Origin of the sequence: Anaerolentibacter hominis (genome assembly GCF_032380675.1) — a bacterium.
GTDB classification, from domain to species: Bacteria; Bacillota; Clostridia; order Lachnospirales; family Lachnospiraceae; genus Anaerolentibacter; species Anaerolentibacter hominis.
The window spans coordinates 1,472,211-1,488,940 of record NZ_JAWDIX010000001.1; the positions used below are offsets into that span (position 1 = coordinate 1,472,211).

10 protein-coding genes are annotated in these 16,730 nt (G+C 48.1%); all 10 read right to left on the reverse strand.

Going from position 1 to position 16,730, the window contains the following annotated elements:
* Window positions 1-36 precede the first annotated feature (36 nt).
* Window positions 37-1,320: a methionine gamma-lyase family protein gene (locus tag ABCW47_RS06820; protein ID WP_343209104.1), complete on the reverse strand. Its 1,284-nt coding sequence runs from the start codon at window positions 1,318-1,320 to the stop codon at window positions 37-39.
* A gap of 26 nt (window positions 1,321-1,346) precedes the next feature.
* A complete protein-coding gene (miaA, locus tag ABCW47_RS06825; protein ID WP_343209105.1) occupies window positions 1,347-2,297 on the reverse strand; it encodes a tRNA (adenosine(37)-N6)-dimethylallyltransferase MiaA in 951 nt (316 codons plus the stop codon).
* Between the two features lie 4 nt (window positions 2,298-2,301).
* Window positions 2,302-4,206, reverse strand: a complete 1,905-nt coding sequence (mutL, locus tag ABCW47_RS06830) for a DNA mismatch repair endonuclease MutL (protein WP_343209106.1) — start codon at window positions 4,204-4,206, stop codon at window positions 2,302-2,304.
* Between the two features lie 18 nt (window positions 4,207-4,224).
* Entirely contained in the window at window positions 4,225-6,870 is a 2,646-nt protein-coding gene (mutS, locus tag ABCW47_RS06835; protein ID WP_343209107.1) for a DNA mismatch repair protein MutS, read from the reverse strand.
* A gap of 1 nt (window position 6,871) precedes the next feature.
* Window positions 6,872-7,348: a ribonuclease HI gene (gene rnhA, locus ABCW47_RS06840; RefSeq protein ID WP_343209608.1), complete on the reverse strand. Its 477-nt coding sequence runs from the start codon at window positions 7,346-7,348 to the stop codon at window positions 6,872-6,874.
* Between the two features lie 18 nt (window positions 7,349-7,366).
* Window positions 7,367-9,046 (reverse strand): MutS-related protein, encoded by a 1,680-nt coding sequence (locus ABCW47_RS06845; RefSeq protein WP_343209108.1) that lies wholly within the window; start codon window positions 9,044-9,046, stop codon window positions 7,367-7,369.
* 162 nt (window positions 9,047-9,208) lie between these two features.
* Window positions 9,209-10,507, reverse strand: a complete 1,299-nt coding sequence (locus tag ABCW47_RS06850) for a C40 family peptidase (protein ID WP_343209110.1) — start codon at window positions 10,505-10,507, stop codon at window positions 9,209-9,211.
* A gap of 378 nt (window positions 10,508-10,885) precedes the next feature.
* Window positions 10,886-12,361: a stage IV sporulation protein A gene (spoIVA, locus tag ABCW47_RS06855; protein WP_343209111.1), complete on the reverse strand. Its 1,476-nt coding sequence runs from the start codon at window positions 12,359-12,361 to the stop codon at window positions 10,886-10,888.
* Between the two features lie 100 nt (window positions 12,362-12,461).
* Window positions 12,462-15,035: a FecR domain-containing protein gene (locus tag ABCW47_RS06860; RefSeq protein ID WP_343209112.1), complete on the reverse strand. Its 2,574-nt coding sequence runs from the start codon at window positions 15,033-15,035 to the stop codon at window positions 12,462-12,464.
* A gap of 13 nt (window positions 15,036-15,048) precedes the next feature.
* The gene (locus ABCW47_RS06865) at window positions 15,049-16,701 is read right to left on the reverse strand and encodes an NHL domain-containing protein (protein WP_343209113.1); all 1,653 of its coding nucleotides are present in this window, start codon (window positions 16,699-16,701) and stop codon (window positions 15,049-15,051) included.
* Between the last annotated feature and the right edge of the window lie 29 nt (window positions 16,702-16,730).

Below are 16,730 nucleotides of genomic sequence, written 5' to 3' on the forward strand. Positions count from 1 at the left end.
AAAAGTGTAGATTAGTATACCATATTTTACATGGAATTACAACGCAATCAAATTCTTTTCATATAACTTTTCCAGAGACATCAGGATTCCAAGTTTGGCATGGTACCAGGTCAGGCCGCCCTGAAAATAGACCGCATAGGGCGGTTCAATCGGAGCGTCAGCGCTCAGCTCGATAGAGGAACCGGAGACAAAAGCTCCGGCGGCCATGATCACATCCGAATGATAACCGGGCATCGGCCATGGCTCCGGACGGACGTAGCTGTCCACAGGAGCAGCCGCCTGAATCCCCTCACAGAAGGCAATGACCGCCTCCGGAGAACCAAGTACAACGGACTGGATGATATCATGCCGGTCCTCACTGCCCCCCGGCACAACCGCAAAACCCAGATGTTCATAGCAGCTGGCGGCGAAGACGGCTCCTTTCAGAGCGCCTGCCGTAACGGTCGGCGCCAGAAATAATCCTTGAAAAAACGGCTGATTAAGGCCCAGCGTTGCTCCTACTTCTTTCCCCAGGCCCGGCGCGGTCAAACGATATGCACACTGCTCCACCAGTTTTTCTTTTCCCACAATATATCCGCCGATGGGGGCCAGTCCGCCTCCGGGATTTTTAATCAGAGAACCCACACACAGATCGGCCCCGACCTGAGAGGGCTCGGTCAGTTCTACAAATTCTCCGTAACAATTATCTACCATGCAGATCAGATCCGGTTTTATACTCTTTACAAAAGCAATCAGTTCTCCGATCTGCGCCACGGAAAAGGTGGGGCGTGTGGCATAACCCTTGGAGCGCTGGATCGTTACCATTTTGGTATTTTCATGAATCAGCGTCCGAATCGTATCATAGTCAAAACTGCCATCCGGCAGAAGATCCGCCTGGGCATAGCTGACACCATATTCCTTCAGCGAACCGGGACATTCCCTGATCCCGATTACCCCTTCCAGCGTATCATAGGGCTTTCCGCAGGGGGACAAAAGTTCATCTCCCGGCCGCAGCATCGCAGAGAGCGCTACCGTCAGAGCATGGGTGCCGCAGGTAAGCTGAGGCCGTACCAGAGCCGATTCGGCGCCGAATACAGAAGCATAGACAGCCTCCAGCGTATCCCTTCCTATATCGTTATATCCATAGCCGGTGGTGGCGGCAAAATGGGCTTCGCTCAAACGGTTCTCCTGCATGGCGCGTATGACCTTCATCTGATTGTACTCTGCCGTCCGGTCAATTTCCGCGAAGTGTTCCTTTAACGAATCCTCTATCTTTCTGCCGAATTCCAGCACCTCTTTTTGTATTGTCAATTCTCCATATAACTGGTCTAATTGTTCCATATTCAGTATTCCCCGAATTTCCCCGTTTAGAAATCCGTTACTATTCCTTTCTCTTTTAATACGGCGGCCATGCGGGCCAATATTTCATCTTCTGACCGGTAGTCTTCTCTATTCAGCCAGGTGACGTCCCGCTCCCGTTTAAACCAGGTCAGCTGCCGCTTTGCAAAGTGCCTGGTATCCCGTTTCAATATATAGACAGCCTCTTCCAGCGTACATTCACCCGCCAGATAGGCAGCGATTTCCTTATAGCCAAGTCCCTGCATGGAAGTCAGATTCCGGTCAAGGCCTTCATCCAGGAGTGACCGGACTTCCTGTACCAGCCCATCGGACAGCATCTGATCCACACGCCTGTCGATCCGCTCATACAGCTTTGTCCGATCGTCGGACAATACAAAGTAGACAAACCGGTAAGGAGATTCTTTCTCCCTCTGTTCACAGTTATGGGCAGAAATAGGTCTGCCGTTGATCCGGAAATACTCCAGTGCACGGATGACACGCTTTCTGTTGTGCGGATGAATGATCTTAGCCGAGTCCGGGTCCGCTTCCACTAACATCTCATAGAGGTACTGTTCGCCCTTTTCCCCGGCCAGGGTTTCCAGCTCTGCGCGGATCTCGTTTTCCGGTTCCTCAGAGAAGTCAATGTCATAGAGCAGCGCCTGAATATAAAACCCCGTGCCGCCTGCAATAATGGGTATCTTCCCTCGGGCATGGATGCTGCGGACAGCGTCTTTGGCATCCTGCTGAAAACGCGCGACATTATATTCCCGGGAGGGTTCCAGCACATCAATCAGATAGTGGGCGATCCCGCCCATCTCTTCCGGCCTGATTTTCGCAGTTCCGATATCCATCCTTTTATAAACCTGCATGGAATCGGCGGAGACAATCTCTGCGCCGATCAGCTGTGCCAGTCTGACGGAGAGAGCCGTTTTCCCCACAGCTGTAGGTCCTGTCAAAATAATTAATGGTTCCTTTCTCATAGATTCAAATTATCCTCTTAAACTTTTTCTCCAGCTCATATTTACTCATGGAAATAATGACCGGCCTTCCATGGGGGCAGTGATATGGATTTTCCAGTTCCAGCAGTTCGTCAATCAAAGCAAACGCTTCTGTGTAAGAAAGCGTCTGATTGCCCTTTACCGCCGCCTTGCAGGACAGGGCAGCCAGCTTCGCCAGGACGGATTCCGGTGTCTCCGGCTTTGTGCCGTCCCCCTCTGCCAGAGTATCGATCAGCTCGGTTAGAATATCCGTACTGTTAAGGCCCAGCATATCTGCAGGGATTGCTCTGATCTGGTATTCTCTCCCGCCGAAGGATTCGATCTCAAAGCCCATTCCGGTCAGCATCTTACGATAGCGTGCCAGTACCTCTTCTTCCCGCATGGAGAGAGACAGCAGGACAGGCGGAGCCAGAAGCTGGGAGGCATATTCTTTGTTTTTCTGTCGCTGTACCGCTTTCTCATATAATATTTTTTCATGTGCGGCATGCTGGTCAATAATAAACAGATTGTCCTCATACTGGACAAGCCAATAGGTAGCAAAGAGCTGTCCAATAATCTGGAAGCGGTCTCTTGCTTTCTTCGACAGCAGCTTTTCCTCAAACAGCCCGATCTGTTCTGTTTTCTGCGGCGCCGGTGTTTCCGGGACTTTCCTGTCGTCGGTATGAAGTCCGTTCGCTGCCATATAAACCCTGCCGATTTCCGTATCCGCAATCGGTTTTAACTGTTCCGGATCTGGGAGTCTTAAATCGGTCTTTCTCTCCTCTTTCCGGGGAGCGGCATGATAGTCCGGCTTTCGCTCTGCGACAAAATTCCGCTCTCTGCGGGTTTCGAAAGGCTCCACATGCTCTTCTCTTATCGGCGCTTTCTTCTCCGGCTGGTCCTCGCCCGCGTCTACAATATATTCTTTGCCTGCCAGAATCTCTTTTAAACCCTGGTAAACCAGATCATACAGCTTTACATTATCGTCAAACCGCACTTCCTGTTTGGTGGGATGAACATTCACGTCTACGATGGCTCCGTCCACGGTAAAATGAAGGGCACTAAACGGATACCTGTGATTCATCAGATACGGGCGGAAGGCTTCTTCAATTGCCTTGCTGATGATATTGCTGCGCACATAGCGGCCGTTCACAAAATAGTTTTCAAAGCCACGGTTACCCCTGGAAACCACAGGCTTTCCCACAAAGCCGTCAATGGTGATCCCCTCTCCCTCCACATGGACAGGAAGGATATTCTTAGCAGTTTCCCTCCCGTAAATATGATATATGATACTCTGCAGATCATCGTTTCCCGTGGTATGCAGTTTCAGCTGATTATTATTCATGAATTTGAAGGAAATCTCCGGATGGGACAGAGCCGCCCTCTCCATCAGTTCCCCGATGTAGCTGCCCTCTGTCACGGGAGTTTTCAGAAATTTCTTTCTGGCAGGTGTATTAAAAAACAGATTCCGTACCAGAAAAGTAGTACCCTCCGGGCATCCGATCTCGTCCAGGCCCTTTTCTTTTCCCCCGTCAATCAGATAACGGATTCCGGTCAGCGACTCCCTGGTCTTGGTGATGACCTCAACCATTCCCACCGCCGCGATGCTGGAAAGAGCCTCGCCGCGGAAGCCCAGACTTTTCACCCCGGTTAAGTCGGCTGCCGTGCGGATTTTACTGGTGGCATGGCGGAGAAAGGCCTTGGGGATCTCATCTTTCGGGATACCGCTTCCGTTGTCTGTGACACGGATAAAGCTGATACCGCCCTCCTTTATTTCCACTGTGACCATCGTAGCACCTGCGTCTACAGCATTTTCCACCAGTTCTTTTACAACGGCGCTTGGGCGCTCGATTACTTCTCCTGCAGCTATCTTATTGACTGTAGCTTCATCTAACAGTTCTATTTCTCTCACGATACAGCCTCCTTATTATCAGCTGTTGCTCTTTTCACGGATTTTATGTAATGTCCCGCTGAGCAGGTTCAACGCCTGCATAGGCGTGGTATTATTCAGGTCAATTTCCAGAAGCTCGTCGATAATTTCGCCCTTCCAGTCTATTTGATGGAGATAGGAGACATCCGGAGCATAGTCCGGATCAAACAGAGAGAGCTGCTGCTCCTCCTGCAGCTGTATTTTACGGGCTTTTTCCATCACGTCATTTTCACTGAGCTTTTTTGCGATCTCTCCCGCCCGGATCAGCACATTTTCTGGGACGCCGGCCAGCCTTGCCACCTGAATGCCATAGCTTTTATCTGCCCCGCCCTTCATGATTTTGCGCAGGAATACAATATCATCGCCCTGCTCTTTGACGGCTATACAGTAATTATTCACACTGTCCAGTTTGCCCTCCAGCTCGGTCAGCTCGTGATAATGAGTGGCAAAAAGTGCTTTTGCCCCCAGAAGTCTGGGATTGGCGATATGTTCCACCACCGCCCAGGCAATGCTCAGTCCGTCGAAGGTGCTGGTGCCTCTTCCGATTTCATCCAGAATAAGCAGGCTGTTTCTGGTGGCATTCCGCAGGATATTGGCCACCTCCGTCATCTCAACCATAAAGGTACTCTGCCCGGATGCCAGATCGTCCGAAGCCCCCACTCTGGTAAATATCCGGTCCACGATTCCTACGCAAGCCGAGGAGGCAGGCACAAAGGAACCGATCTGGGCCATGAGAACAATCAGGGCAGTCTGGCGCATATAAGTGGATTTTCCGGCCATATTGGGTCCTGTAATAATAGACACCCGATTGGCTTCCCCGTCCAGATAAGTATCATTCGCCACAAACATATCGTTTGGAATCATCAGCTCGACAACCGGATGGCGGCCGTCCTTGATATCTATAATACCTTCTTCATTGATCTGTGGACGGACAAATTGATTGTGTTCCGCCACATAGGCCAGGGATACCAGGACATCCAGGTTCGCGAGTGCCCTGGCCGTATCCTGTATCCGTTTCATGTGGGAAGCCACACTGTCACGCAGCTTCTGAAACAGATCATATTCCAGGGCGTAGAGTTTATCCTCCGCGCCCAGAATCATATCTTCCAGTTCTTTCAATTCCGGCGTTATGTACCGCTCCGCATTGGCCAGCGTCTGTTTGCGCATCCAGGTCTCCGGCACCAGATCCTGGTAAGAATTCGTAACTTCCAGGTAATAGCCAAACACCTTATTATAGCGGATTCTAAGATTCTTGATGCCGGTATTTTCCCGCTCTTTCGCTTCCAGTTCGGACAGCCAGGTCTTTCCATCCGTCTTAGCCTTCCGGAACTTATCCACATTCTCGTCATAGCCTTCCTTGATGAAGCCGCCCTCACGGATCGTAATAGGAGGTTCTTCCTCAATGGCACTGTCGATTTTCCTGTATACATCCTCCAGGGTATCCATCTGTCGGAATAAGTCTGTCAGCAGGCTGCATTTAAAATTACCAAGGATATCCTGTATATAGGGAAGCATGGAAAGAGAGGATTTCAACGCGATGAAATCCCTGGGGTTTACGGTTCTCAGGCTGACCTTGCCGATGAGCCGCTCCAGATCATAGATGGGATTTAGATATTCCCGCAGTTCTTCCCGGAGCATCATATTGTTGTTTAAGTCTTCTATAGCATCCAGCCGCTCTTCCATCCGTTCCCGGTTGATCAGAGGTTGTTCGATATAATTGCGCAGAAGTCTGGCGCCCATAGCCGTTTTCGTCTTATCCAGCACCCACAGCAGAGATCCCCGCTTGGTCTTCTCGCGAAGTGTCTCTGTCAGTTCCAGATTTCTTCTCGTGGAGCTGTCCAGAATCATATAGTCGTTGGTCTCATAAGGGACAAGACGGATCAGATGCTCCAGACTGTTTTTCTGTGTCTCCAGCAAATATTGAAGGACAGCTCCGGAGCTTAAAATCCCGGCGGTGTAGTCGGTGAGTCCCAGACCCTGGAGCGCCGCCACACGAAAGTGATCCTTCAGAGCCTTCCGGCACAGATCCCTGTCATAATACCAGGGTTCCAGTTTTGTAAAAGAAATGTTCAGTCTGTACTTCAGATCTTCAAAATCCAGGGAACAATTCAGAAATTCCTCGTTGCAGATGATTTCCGACGGTGTGAACTTATTGATTTCATCCAGGACTTTCTTTTCTTCTTCCACCTCCGTGACCACATAGTCGCCGGTTGTCACGTCGGCGGTGGAGATGCCGAACCGTCCATCCTCCAGGATAATTCCCATCAGATAATTATTCCGTCCTTCATCCAGAGCCTGTGTATTTAAATTGGTTCCGGGAGTAACGATACGGATAACTTCACGTTTCACAATTCCTTTCACCGTCTTGGGATCTTCTGTCTGCTCACAGATGGCCACTTTATACCCCTTCTGAACCAGTTTATTTAAATAGCCCTCCACCGCATGATAGGGGATACCGCACATGGGGGCCCGTTCCTCCTGCCCGCAGTTCTTCCCCGTCAGAGTAATCTCCAGTTCCCGGGAAGCTGTAAGGGCGTCTTCATAAAACATTTCATAGAAATCGCCCAGACGATAAAAAAGAATACAGTCTTCATACTGTTTCTTAATTTCCAGATACTGTTTCATCATTGGTGTTGGTTCGTTCATGTTATACCTCTACTTTATCTTCTATTAAATCGTCCCCATCCGCGGCCGCAGTAGCCAGCTCGTCACAGCGTTCATTCTGCGGATGCCCGTTGTGCCCCCGGACCCAGCAGTACTGAACCTTATGGGGTTCCATCGCCTGAAGAAGCCGCTTCCACAGATCTACATTTTTGACCGGCTCATTTTTGCCCCGCTTCCAGCCCTTTTTTATCCAGCCGTCGATCCAGTGCTCATTAAAGGCTTTCACCAGATACTGGGAGTCCGAATACAGCGTGACAAGACAGGGTCTGGTCAGAGCTTCCAGTCCGGCAATGGCAGCCATAAGCTCCATCCGGTTATTGGTGGTTTTCACATATCCCTGGGAATATTCACGGATATGTTCCGTCCCTCTGGAATCCGTACAGCACAATATTGTACCGTAGCCGCCCGGTCCCTCCGGATTGCCCCTGGCAGAGCCGTCTGTATAAATAGTAACTTCCATCATCGTCTAAACTCCTTGTCACTTCTGAAGAATCCGCCAGGAACCCTCTTTCAGGAAATAATTGGCGTTTTCCCTGGCGTGTTCAATAATTTTAGGATCATATCCCATAATACCCAGCAGCAGAATCGCGTTCTTCTCATTGGAATTGCCCGGATGCAGGATATAATCAAATAAAATATCATTATCGCTGACCTGCTCTTCAAAATGATAATTATCATAGTAAGCAGATAAAATCTGGGTCAGTTCCGTGTCATGGGTGGCCCCAAAGCACAAAACATCAGGTCGCGAAAGGCTTTTCATAATCTCAGAGGACGCGGCAATCCTTTCCAGTGTATTAGTCCCCCGCAGGACTTCATCCACAAAGCACAAAAGCGGAGGGCCGTCCTGCCCGGCTTCATCCAGAATCCGTTTCAGAGAGCGTATCTCCTTCATATAGTAACTCTCTCCGCCAAGCAGATCATCCCGCAGTGCCATAGAAGAATAAATCCGGAACATAGAGGCTTCATAGCTGTCCGCCAGCACCATATAACAGGTCTGTGCCAGCACTGCGTTAATGGCGATTGTCTTTAAGAACGTGGATTTGCCGGAAGCATTGGAGCCGGTAACCAGCACTCCTTTGTCGGCACAGATCGAATTGGCCACAGGTTCGTCCAGATAAGGGTGATAAATCCGGACAGCATTCAAATAAGCGCCTTTATCTTTCGCAAATACTGGTTTGCAGAACGAATCCACCTGCCTCCGGAAGGAGGCAACCGCAATGGAACTGTCCAGCAGACCGATGATCCGGTACATTTCATTTACCTCGTCCCGGTGCGCCATCAGCTGTTTTAGCATGGAATTGAATTTAATCAGATCTATGTGAAAAAGAATTCTCAGATAGTCCATCAGGATATCTTCAATGCTTCCCGCCATACTGCCGCCGCTTAAGACAAGAAAGGACCCCCTCTTATAGGAGGAAAAGGCACGCTGACACCGGCGCATGCTATCCTGGTAACCGGCCAGAATCGGGATATTTTTCTTATCAATCTTTTCCAGAGAATTTAACATCCGGATAATATAGGAGAAGATCTGGAAATAGGGCTCAATGACGCTTTTCCTCTTATAATAGCTGAATACGTTATTGAATAAAAAGAAAGCCGTCAGCGGAATACCCACAGCTGCATTTACAAAACAGAAAAACAGGGATGCCGGCAGACCGAAGAGACAGAGCCAGTGAAACCAGGTACGGTCTTTTTCAACCAGCTCGGAATTCATATACTGATAGATGGAATACTTGGAAAGTTTGCCCATCTGGTGAAAGTTCTTCTGCAAAAACAGCCGTTCATCCTCACGCTCACCGAAGTATTCAATCAGACGGTCCTTCTCAAGAAGAACATCCTCATCAGTCTCAGGACTGCGCAGCATGGCATAAAGATACTCTTCTCCCATCGCACAACCTGTGGCATTCATACGCATATACAGTTCCTTTAACTCCAGATCATTCCAGGTTATATCATCTATAAAAGCAGAAGAAGCTTTTTTGGACAGCCAGAACTGTTTTAAAGCTTCCCACTTGACATCGTTATAGCCTTCATCGGGCACCTCTCCCCAGTTTGCCAGGAGCCGGTTCTCCAGCTGTTTTTCCCGTCGCTTTGCCTCTATTATGCTCTGAATAATCAAAAACAGGAGAACGGCCAGAGCCGCAAGTAAAAATTTCATACGATGTATCCCTTCTATGTCGGACTTTGTCCTTTTTCTACTTTTCATACAGGAGTAAGTATACCATAATCCATTTAAAATGAGAACTAATTAAATAACAAAAACGGGATGTTGTAAGAGAATTTCTCATTACAACACCCCTGAAATAAATTCCTGTTTACATTAATCATTAATGATTTTAACGGCCTTAACCGGCGTACGGTAATAGGCGTTTGAAATCTTAATTCCGCTTCTTGGATTGCTGGCATGTATGATCTGTCCGTTCCCGATATAAATGGCAACATGGCTGATGCCATAGCCGTTTCCATAGAACAGCAGATCGCCCGGTCTGATACTTCCAAGGCTGATGGTCGTTCCCGCTCCGGCCTGTGTGGTGGATGTCCTCGGTATCGAATAGCCGAAATGCTCATACACACGCATCGTGAAACCAGAACAGTCGATACCGCCTGTCAGACTCGTGCCTCCGTATACATAACGGTTGCCCAGGAACTTCTGCGCATAAGCCACAATATCCGCCCGCAGCGATGTGGTCGTATTATTGCTGCCGTCGCCTACTTCTAGTTCCTTGATTGATACTGCTTTATCCAGCTCATAAGAAAGCTTCACATACTCTGCTGAAACCCAGCCTTTATCATTATCTACATAAACCTTAACCCAGCCGTCCTTGATCTTGATGACTTCCAGTTCTTCCTCTTCCGGAACCATGGTCAGGATCTTACAGTCTGTATTGGGTTCTTCTCTTACAAACAATGTTTCGGTGGTGACAATCGCCATCTGGGTACCGACTTTCTTCGCCATAGCCGGAACTTCATCCCCCATGACCAGATAATCGGTGGATACATAGCCGCTTACCTTGCCGGATTTAATCTTGGCCCAGCCATCCTTTGTCACTTCATTGATGTAGCAGCCGGCATTTTTCGGAAGCTTGCCGATAATCTTGCCTTCTTCACTGGGTTTTTCCCGGATATTTAAATAATTATCCACCTTGGCGATTCCCCAGTTCTCCCAGCGGGAATCATCCTCTTCCACGGGTCCTGCGGGCTTTTCTTCTTCTTTCGGCTCTTCCTGCCCCTCTGCCTGACCGGGATCTTCCTCCACCGGCGCAATATCCATCCCTTCTCCTGAAGCGGCTTTTACTTTGTTTTTATCTGATGTTTCTTCCTCTTGGGAAGATTTCGTATCATTTGTCTGATTCTTATCTGCTGTTTCATCTGTACCGTCCAAACCTGTGACGCCGTCTGTTATTCCCAGCAGCTGTGTCTTTGGAGCACCGGCATCTTTAAGATTCAGAAGTTCAATCCCTGAAGCAATCACCTGATTATCCAATGTGAGAGAAATCCCTGCCAGAGGCATCTCACCTGCTAATCTCGCTTCCGCCCCGGCCGCATAAATATCACTGGCCGTAATAGTAAGCAAACCCGCAAGCGTAAGAGATACAATACCAGTAAATTTTCTATTCATAAACATCCTCCTGAAAGGTCAATTGTTACAAAATTATTAAATAACTTTATGTCATTGTAACAATTAACGGTAAATTTGTCAAGAGTATGTTAAAAACCGAAATAATTTCACCAGGCGGGGCCGCAGAGAGAACATTTATTCGAACAAAGCGGGCAGGCTCACTAGAAAAGTTTGGAGAACTTCCCTGTGTATTCAAGTACGCCTCGGCGTACTTGCTGCGAGCCGCACGTCATGCTTTGCATGACATAATACATCTGTGCGGCGTTGCAATCCGCCGGAGTCTTATCTACTTCCATGATAAAAAATGCGGAAAGACATCCGCTGCCCCTCCGCACTCAAATCATTACCCGCAGCGCGTGCCGGTATATTCCAGCATAATTAAATTATAATGCAGACTAATCCGCCGTTATTATCATTTACTACTTTCTGAATCGTATCCTGCAGTTTTGTCTGGCTTTCCTCGTTTAATTTGTAAACTTTATTGCGGATTCCCTCATCAACCAGCTGTTTGATGGATTTACCAAAGATATTGGTGTCCAGTATCCCTTCCGGATTGTTGGCCGCCGTATCTTCAATATAGGTGATCAGATCCGCAGCCTGTTCCTCACTGCCCACAATCGGGGCGATTTCTGTCTCGATGTTTGCCCGGATCATATGAATAGACGGAGCGGTAGCCTTAATCTTGACGCCGAATTTATTACCATGGCGGATGATTTCCGGCTGTTCAATCTGGATCTCATCCTCGCTGGGCGTCACAACGCCGTAACCTTTAAAGCGCACTTCCTCGCAGGCGTCGCTGACTTTCTCGTAGGAGGTCTTGATTTCCACCAGTTCTTTCAGCGCGTTAATGAGCTGATACTCGCTCTCCAGAGGAATACCCACCATCTCGCTGATCGTTTCATAATAATACTTATCATCCAGGTCAATCAGAAAGCTGACATTTCCCTGTTCCATCTGGATGCCGGATAATTTGCAGTTCTTCATATAAGTGGCATTTTCCGGTTTGGGCGCTTCTCTCACATCCTTCATACGGGATACATTGGCAAGAATGGATTTTACAAAGCCGATCAGTTCCTCCTTGATGGGATGCTCCACCGGAAGCATATCTACCCACTGAGGTATGTAAAAATGAACGGATTTCAATGGGAAATTCCACAGAATTTCTTCCATGATTTTAGTAATATCCTCCCGTCTCAGCTGGGAACAGTTCACAGGAAGCACGGTATTTCCGTATTTTTCTTCCAGACTTTTTGCCAGCTCTAATGTTTCCTTCGAATAAGGCTTATCGGTATTCAGAAGGATCAGGAAGGGCTTTCCGATTTTCTTTAACTCGTTAATGGTTTTTTCTTCTGGTTCTACATAGGAGCTTCTCTCAATCTCTCCGAAACTGCCATCCGTGGTAATCACGATTCCGATTGTAGAGTGTTCATTAATTACTTTTCTGGTACCGATCTCCGCCGCTTTTGTAAACGGTATTTCATCGTCAAACCATGGGGTTTTAACCAGACGTTCTTTATCTCCCTCGCTGTGTCCAGCCGCTCCGTCCACCATATAGCCCACGCAGTCAATCAGCCTGAATTTCACCTTGGTGTCCTCATCCATGGCGATTTCGGCCGCTTTTTTTGGTATGAACTTGGGTTCGGTGGTCATAATGGTGCGTCCCGCTGCCGACTGAGGCAGCTCGTCGATCGCCCTCTCCTTCTCATGTACATCCTCAATGCCGGGAATGACAAGCAAGTCCATAAAACGTTTGATAAAAGTCGATTTTCCTGTACGGACAGGGCCCACTACACCGATGTAGATTTCACCGTTGGTCCGGTCGGAAATATCTTTATATACGTTAAAGCTTTCCATAAAAATACCCCTTCCATATAATTTACTTTGACACGAATCTTAGTTAACTATATGAAAGGGGCACAGCCATTATACCTGAGAGAGTGGGGAATTTTAGAAATTATAAGGTTGGCGGATCAATATTTGAGGTATCCAGGGGGTTACCTGTACTATCCTTTGTTCTCGCACTTTGATTACCATCCGACGTTATACTTCCTGACAACAAATTTGCAGAGGAACTATTTGTCCGGGCCCATATTCCAATTGTCCCGAAACTATTGGTGCTGATAGAACCTCCGGATAATTCAAAAGCCCCACCATTCATCAGAATACCCACAGCCTGATAATATTTTGCGGCTGAAGAATCTGTTGTGGCTGATACTCTGGAACCACCTTCCAGTTTGCAGCTTCCTCCGGTGATATAAACTCCGGTTGCGTAGCTGTCATTATTAGTACCTGGAACACTTGGATTTTCACAGAGAACGGATACATCAGAAGAATCCCTTATGGTACAACTGCCACTGGTGGAGATAACACCACCTTTCTGCTCTGCTGCCCATCCACCGGCGATCCCGCTGATTGTGACTTTAGCATGAAGTCCTTCCATTATTAAGTTTCCTGTATTATTCAGCAAAAAGATATTGCCTGTATTATATGATGTTTCAACAGATCCTCCCATTAAAGTAAGTGTTCCCTGATTAATGATAGTTGAATTGGAATCTAAGGTCAGTGTATAACCTGAGAAATCAACACAGGTATTATCGCCATTAAATGTAATTGTTGAATTGCTAATGGCAGCCTCTTTTAAGCGCAGCGTCATTGCGTTGGAGGTTTCTTTGCTGTTTACCTCAATAAGGGCATTTGCAAAGGTATCAAATCCCTTCTCACAGCCATCGACGGTTACCGTAGCCTTCCTGTCTGTTGTTGCAGTTAAAGTCCTCTCTGCCGTTCCGGATATCCCTGAATTATTTAAAATATCATCCAGAGACTTATCCCAACCTGTGAATGTACTTGGCAGTGTAATACCCTCCAGATCCATTGCCGTACCTGGCAAATACTCGTATTCTATACTTCCTGTTGGATCAGTTGGATCAAGGCCGGCCAGATAGAGCATTATATACTCCTCCACTGCATTGCCGGTTATATCGGCCGGATTACCGTCAATTGTTCCGCTTAAGTTCCGGAGTGTGCCACTATTCTGCACCTGGCCGTTATTTGTTAATGTACCTTCCTTTATCTTCATGGTACCGTTATTCTGAAACTGTCCATTGTTCAGCAGTGTACCCTTTTTCACCTCTATGGAACCTGAATTTTGAACCACGTCATTGTTCGTCAACGTGACGCTGGTACCTTCTATTATCATATTACCGGAGTTCTGGATAGAGCCGTTATTAGTCAGCGCCGAACTGGTATCTTCCAGATATAATGCACCGATGTTGACCAATGTCCCTTCATTATTAAAGTTTCCCTGCACATGAAGGGAATTCATCCCCTCATTGCGGATCGTGCCATAATTGGTGAGGCTTGTATCATTATTGCTGAGAAGCGTAACATTCTCGGTAATCGTCAGGGTATGTCCGGAAGGAATGTCAATCGTGCCGTTGAACACCGCCTGACTGCCGGCCGCTCCGACCAGCTTAATATCCGGACACTGGTTAAAACCTTCATCCAGCATATTCTGATTAATTGGGAAAGGATTATCCCTATCCACGCTTTCTATCGTGATCGTATACTCTGTCGGCACTGTCGTACCAGGATAGAATGGCAGAACTTCCGGCTGTTCCGGCTTGCGCTCTTCTCCTAAATCAGCCTCCAGGCCGCTGTTTCCGCTGTAATTTATATTCTTATCATCTTCCAGCCTCTCCGCTTCCTGCTCCTGCAGCAAAAGAAGTTTCTTATCTTCCTCCTTTTCCCGCTCTGCCGCCTTCTTCTGAGCCTTCTTAAGTTCAGCCTCCGTAATGCCTGAACCTTCCTGAACTCTGTTCATCAGAGAAGAATCTCCCAGTATTTCCTGACCTGCAAAGAACGGAATCATATCCGGAGTAAGCTTCCTTGTAACGCCCTCAATCTGCTGCCCGTTTCCAGGGCTTAACATAAACTGTCTGCCTGCTTTCAGAGTGACAGCCTTCTGACCGTTCTTACCCTGATAGGTAATATAACCGCTTCCGTCATAGATTTGTACACACTGTTCGGACCCGGCCTGATAACCATTCTGATTTACCGAAGCCCGTGAAGATACGATTCCGGAGGTGCCCCGAATACCCATGGCCATGTTAGAAGTCCGAACTGTCACGGCTTCATCCGATTTTAACTTTTCTGACACATTAAAAAACAATTCTCCGCTCAAAAGATTGATTTCATTTTTACCGCCCTGCTTCTTGATTTCGACTTCCGTATTTTCATCCAGCTTCACTGCCTTTTTATCATCCAGAGACAGGTAGGCATAGCTTTTAGAGCCGGTCTTGATCGTATAGCCGTCATAAACCCTCATGTTCTTTCTTAGCTTTACCGCCTTGCCTGATTTATTTGCCGCCGAAACACTCTCACCTGAGTATTTGGTAATTTTTATAGAAATTCCTTCTGCTTTTTCTTTCGCCATACTACCTGCCGGAGCAATACCTGCTGTGAGCAGACAGGCCAGAAGCAGGAATACAGACAAGCGCCGCAGCCTGGCAAAAACGTTTCTTTTTTTCATCCGCTGTATCCTCCTATCGCTTTGTGTTCAGACATATCACATGATTTTTAAAACTGTCCGCTACATACAATTTTCCATCCGCCGTGGAAACGAACAGACCAGCGGGATTGACCAAATAGTCATCCCAGCCGGACAGCCGGGAATAGGCCGGGTTGCCGTAACCGGCCAGAGTGGAGACCATCCCGTCCCGCACGGTACGAATCATGCCATTGCCGGAATCCGCGATATAGAGCGTTCCCTTTTCATCTACCGTCACATCCACCGGACCGTTGAACAGAGCCTTTGATGCCTCTCCGTCCTGAAAGCCTCCAAGAAATCCGCCCACAGCATCTTTTTCATCCCCGCTGCCGGCAATTGTAGTGACCTGGCCATTCTCTATCTTCCGAATCCGCTGGTTGCCGGAATCCGCCACATAGAGGATTCCGCCGTCACAGACAACACCCATGGGGCTGCTAAAGAGCGCTTCCGATGCCTTACCGTCTCGATAACCGCCCTCACCCGGCATTCCGGCTAAGGTGGTGACGGTCCCGTTTTTATCTATTTTACGTATGCAGTTGTTCCCGGTGTCCGCGATATAAACGATACCGCTTTTGGAAACGTCCATACCCTGGGGATTATTGAACTGGGCTTCCTGCCGGCGGCCGTTTTTCATACCGGCACTACCCGTGCCCGCATAAGTTTCTACCGTATTCTTTCCGACAGAAATCAAACGTATCGCATGATTCCCCGAATCCGCGGCCAGTACGCCGCCCTTCACACTTCTCACGCTGGAAGGACTGCTAAAAACAGCCTCTTCACAGGGACCGTCCACGTATCCGCCCAGCTGGCCGCCGTTAAAATCAGCCGCCGTCTTTCGACCTGCCAGAACCGAAAGCACGCCGTTTTTGATCTGCTTAATCTGTCCGTTTGCCGTATCGGCCAGGTAGATTACCCCATCCGAAGAACGGGCGATACCCAGCGGCCGTTTCAGTTCTAATCCGTTGACTTTCGTTCCCTCAGGCAAGCCCCCTGCCAGAACTTTAGGTGATGGTTGTTCAAAATGACCGGCCTCCGCACAGGAGCGGATCAGAGAGGCCGCATAAGACCAGGTTACCTTCTTAACCGGTCCGAGCTTTTCATCCGATTCACTTTTCAATATCCCGGCGGCAAGCAGACCAGAAACATAAGGCCGGGTCTTTACAGAAAGGCTGGCAAAATCACGGTAGGATGACAAATCTGCTTCTCTCTCAATTCCGGTCAGACGACCGATATAGTAGGCCGCAATTTGCTTTGTGAGCACCTTGTCAGGCTCTATCTTTTTCTTTTTTCCATCTTTCGATTCAAACAGAATATCAAGGGAAGCCGCAGCCGCGATATAGTTCCGGAAGCTCTTTTTCACCTTACTCTTATCCGTGTAGGTCAATTTATTAAATTGAGCCGTAGTCCCCTTCTGTCCCGCCGCGGACAAAAGCAGAACCAGAAATTCCTGCCTTGTAATAGTACCAGAAGGATTAGCCAGAATTTTATCTGTGTCAAACACTTCGCCTAATATCTTATTTTCCTGCAGCCAGAGAAGATCTTCCGATTGTTTCTGACTGACCGCCATCCTGCCGTTCTGTGGCACAAGCAGCGCCGCTGTCATCGATAAAACGAGAAAAATTACTGCAATGCGATACTGTTTCTTCATGATGTTTTCCTCCATCTTGTCTTAAGTTG

What these genes read in the sequence shown, in the direction of transcription:
- ABCW47_RS06820 (WP_343209104.1), bottom strand. Translation starts at nt 1,320, where the DNA reads ATGGAACAATTAGACCAGTTATATGGAGAATTGACAATACAAAAAGAG.
- miaA (WP_343209105.1), bottom strand. Translation starts at nt 2,297, where the DNA reads ATGAGAAAGGAACCATTAATTATTTTGACAGGACCTACAGCTGTGGGG.
- mutS (WP_343209107.1), bottom strand. Translation starts at nt 6,870, where the DNA reads ATGAACGAACCAACACCAATGATGAAACAGTATCTGGAAATTAAGAAA.
- rnhA (WP_343209608.1), bottom strand. Translation starts at nt 7,348, where the DNA reads ATGGAAGTTACTATTTATACAGACGGCTCTGCCAGGGGCAATCCGGAG.
- ABCW47_RS06845 (WP_343209108.1), bottom strand. Translation starts at nt 9,046, where the DNA reads ATGAAATTTTTACTTGCGGCTCTGGCCGTTCTCCTGTTTTTGATTATT.
- ABCW47_RS06850 (WP_343209110.1), bottom strand. Translation starts at nt 10,507, where the DNA reads ATGAATAGAAAATTTACTGGTATTGTATCTCTTACGCTTGCGGGTTTG.
- spoIVA (WP_343209111.1), bottom strand. Translation starts at nt 12,361, where the DNA reads ATGGAAAGCTTTAACGTATATAAAGATATTTCCGACCGGACCAACGGT.
- ABCW47_RS06860 (WP_343209112.1), bottom strand. Translation starts at nt 15,035, where the DNA reads ATGAAAAAAAGAAACGTTTTTGCCAGGCTGCGGCGCTTGTCTGTATTC.
- ABCW47_RS06865 (WP_343209113.1), bottom strand. Translation starts at nt 16,701, where the DNA reads ATGAAGAAACAGTATCGCATTGCAGTAATTTTTCTCGTTTTATCGATG.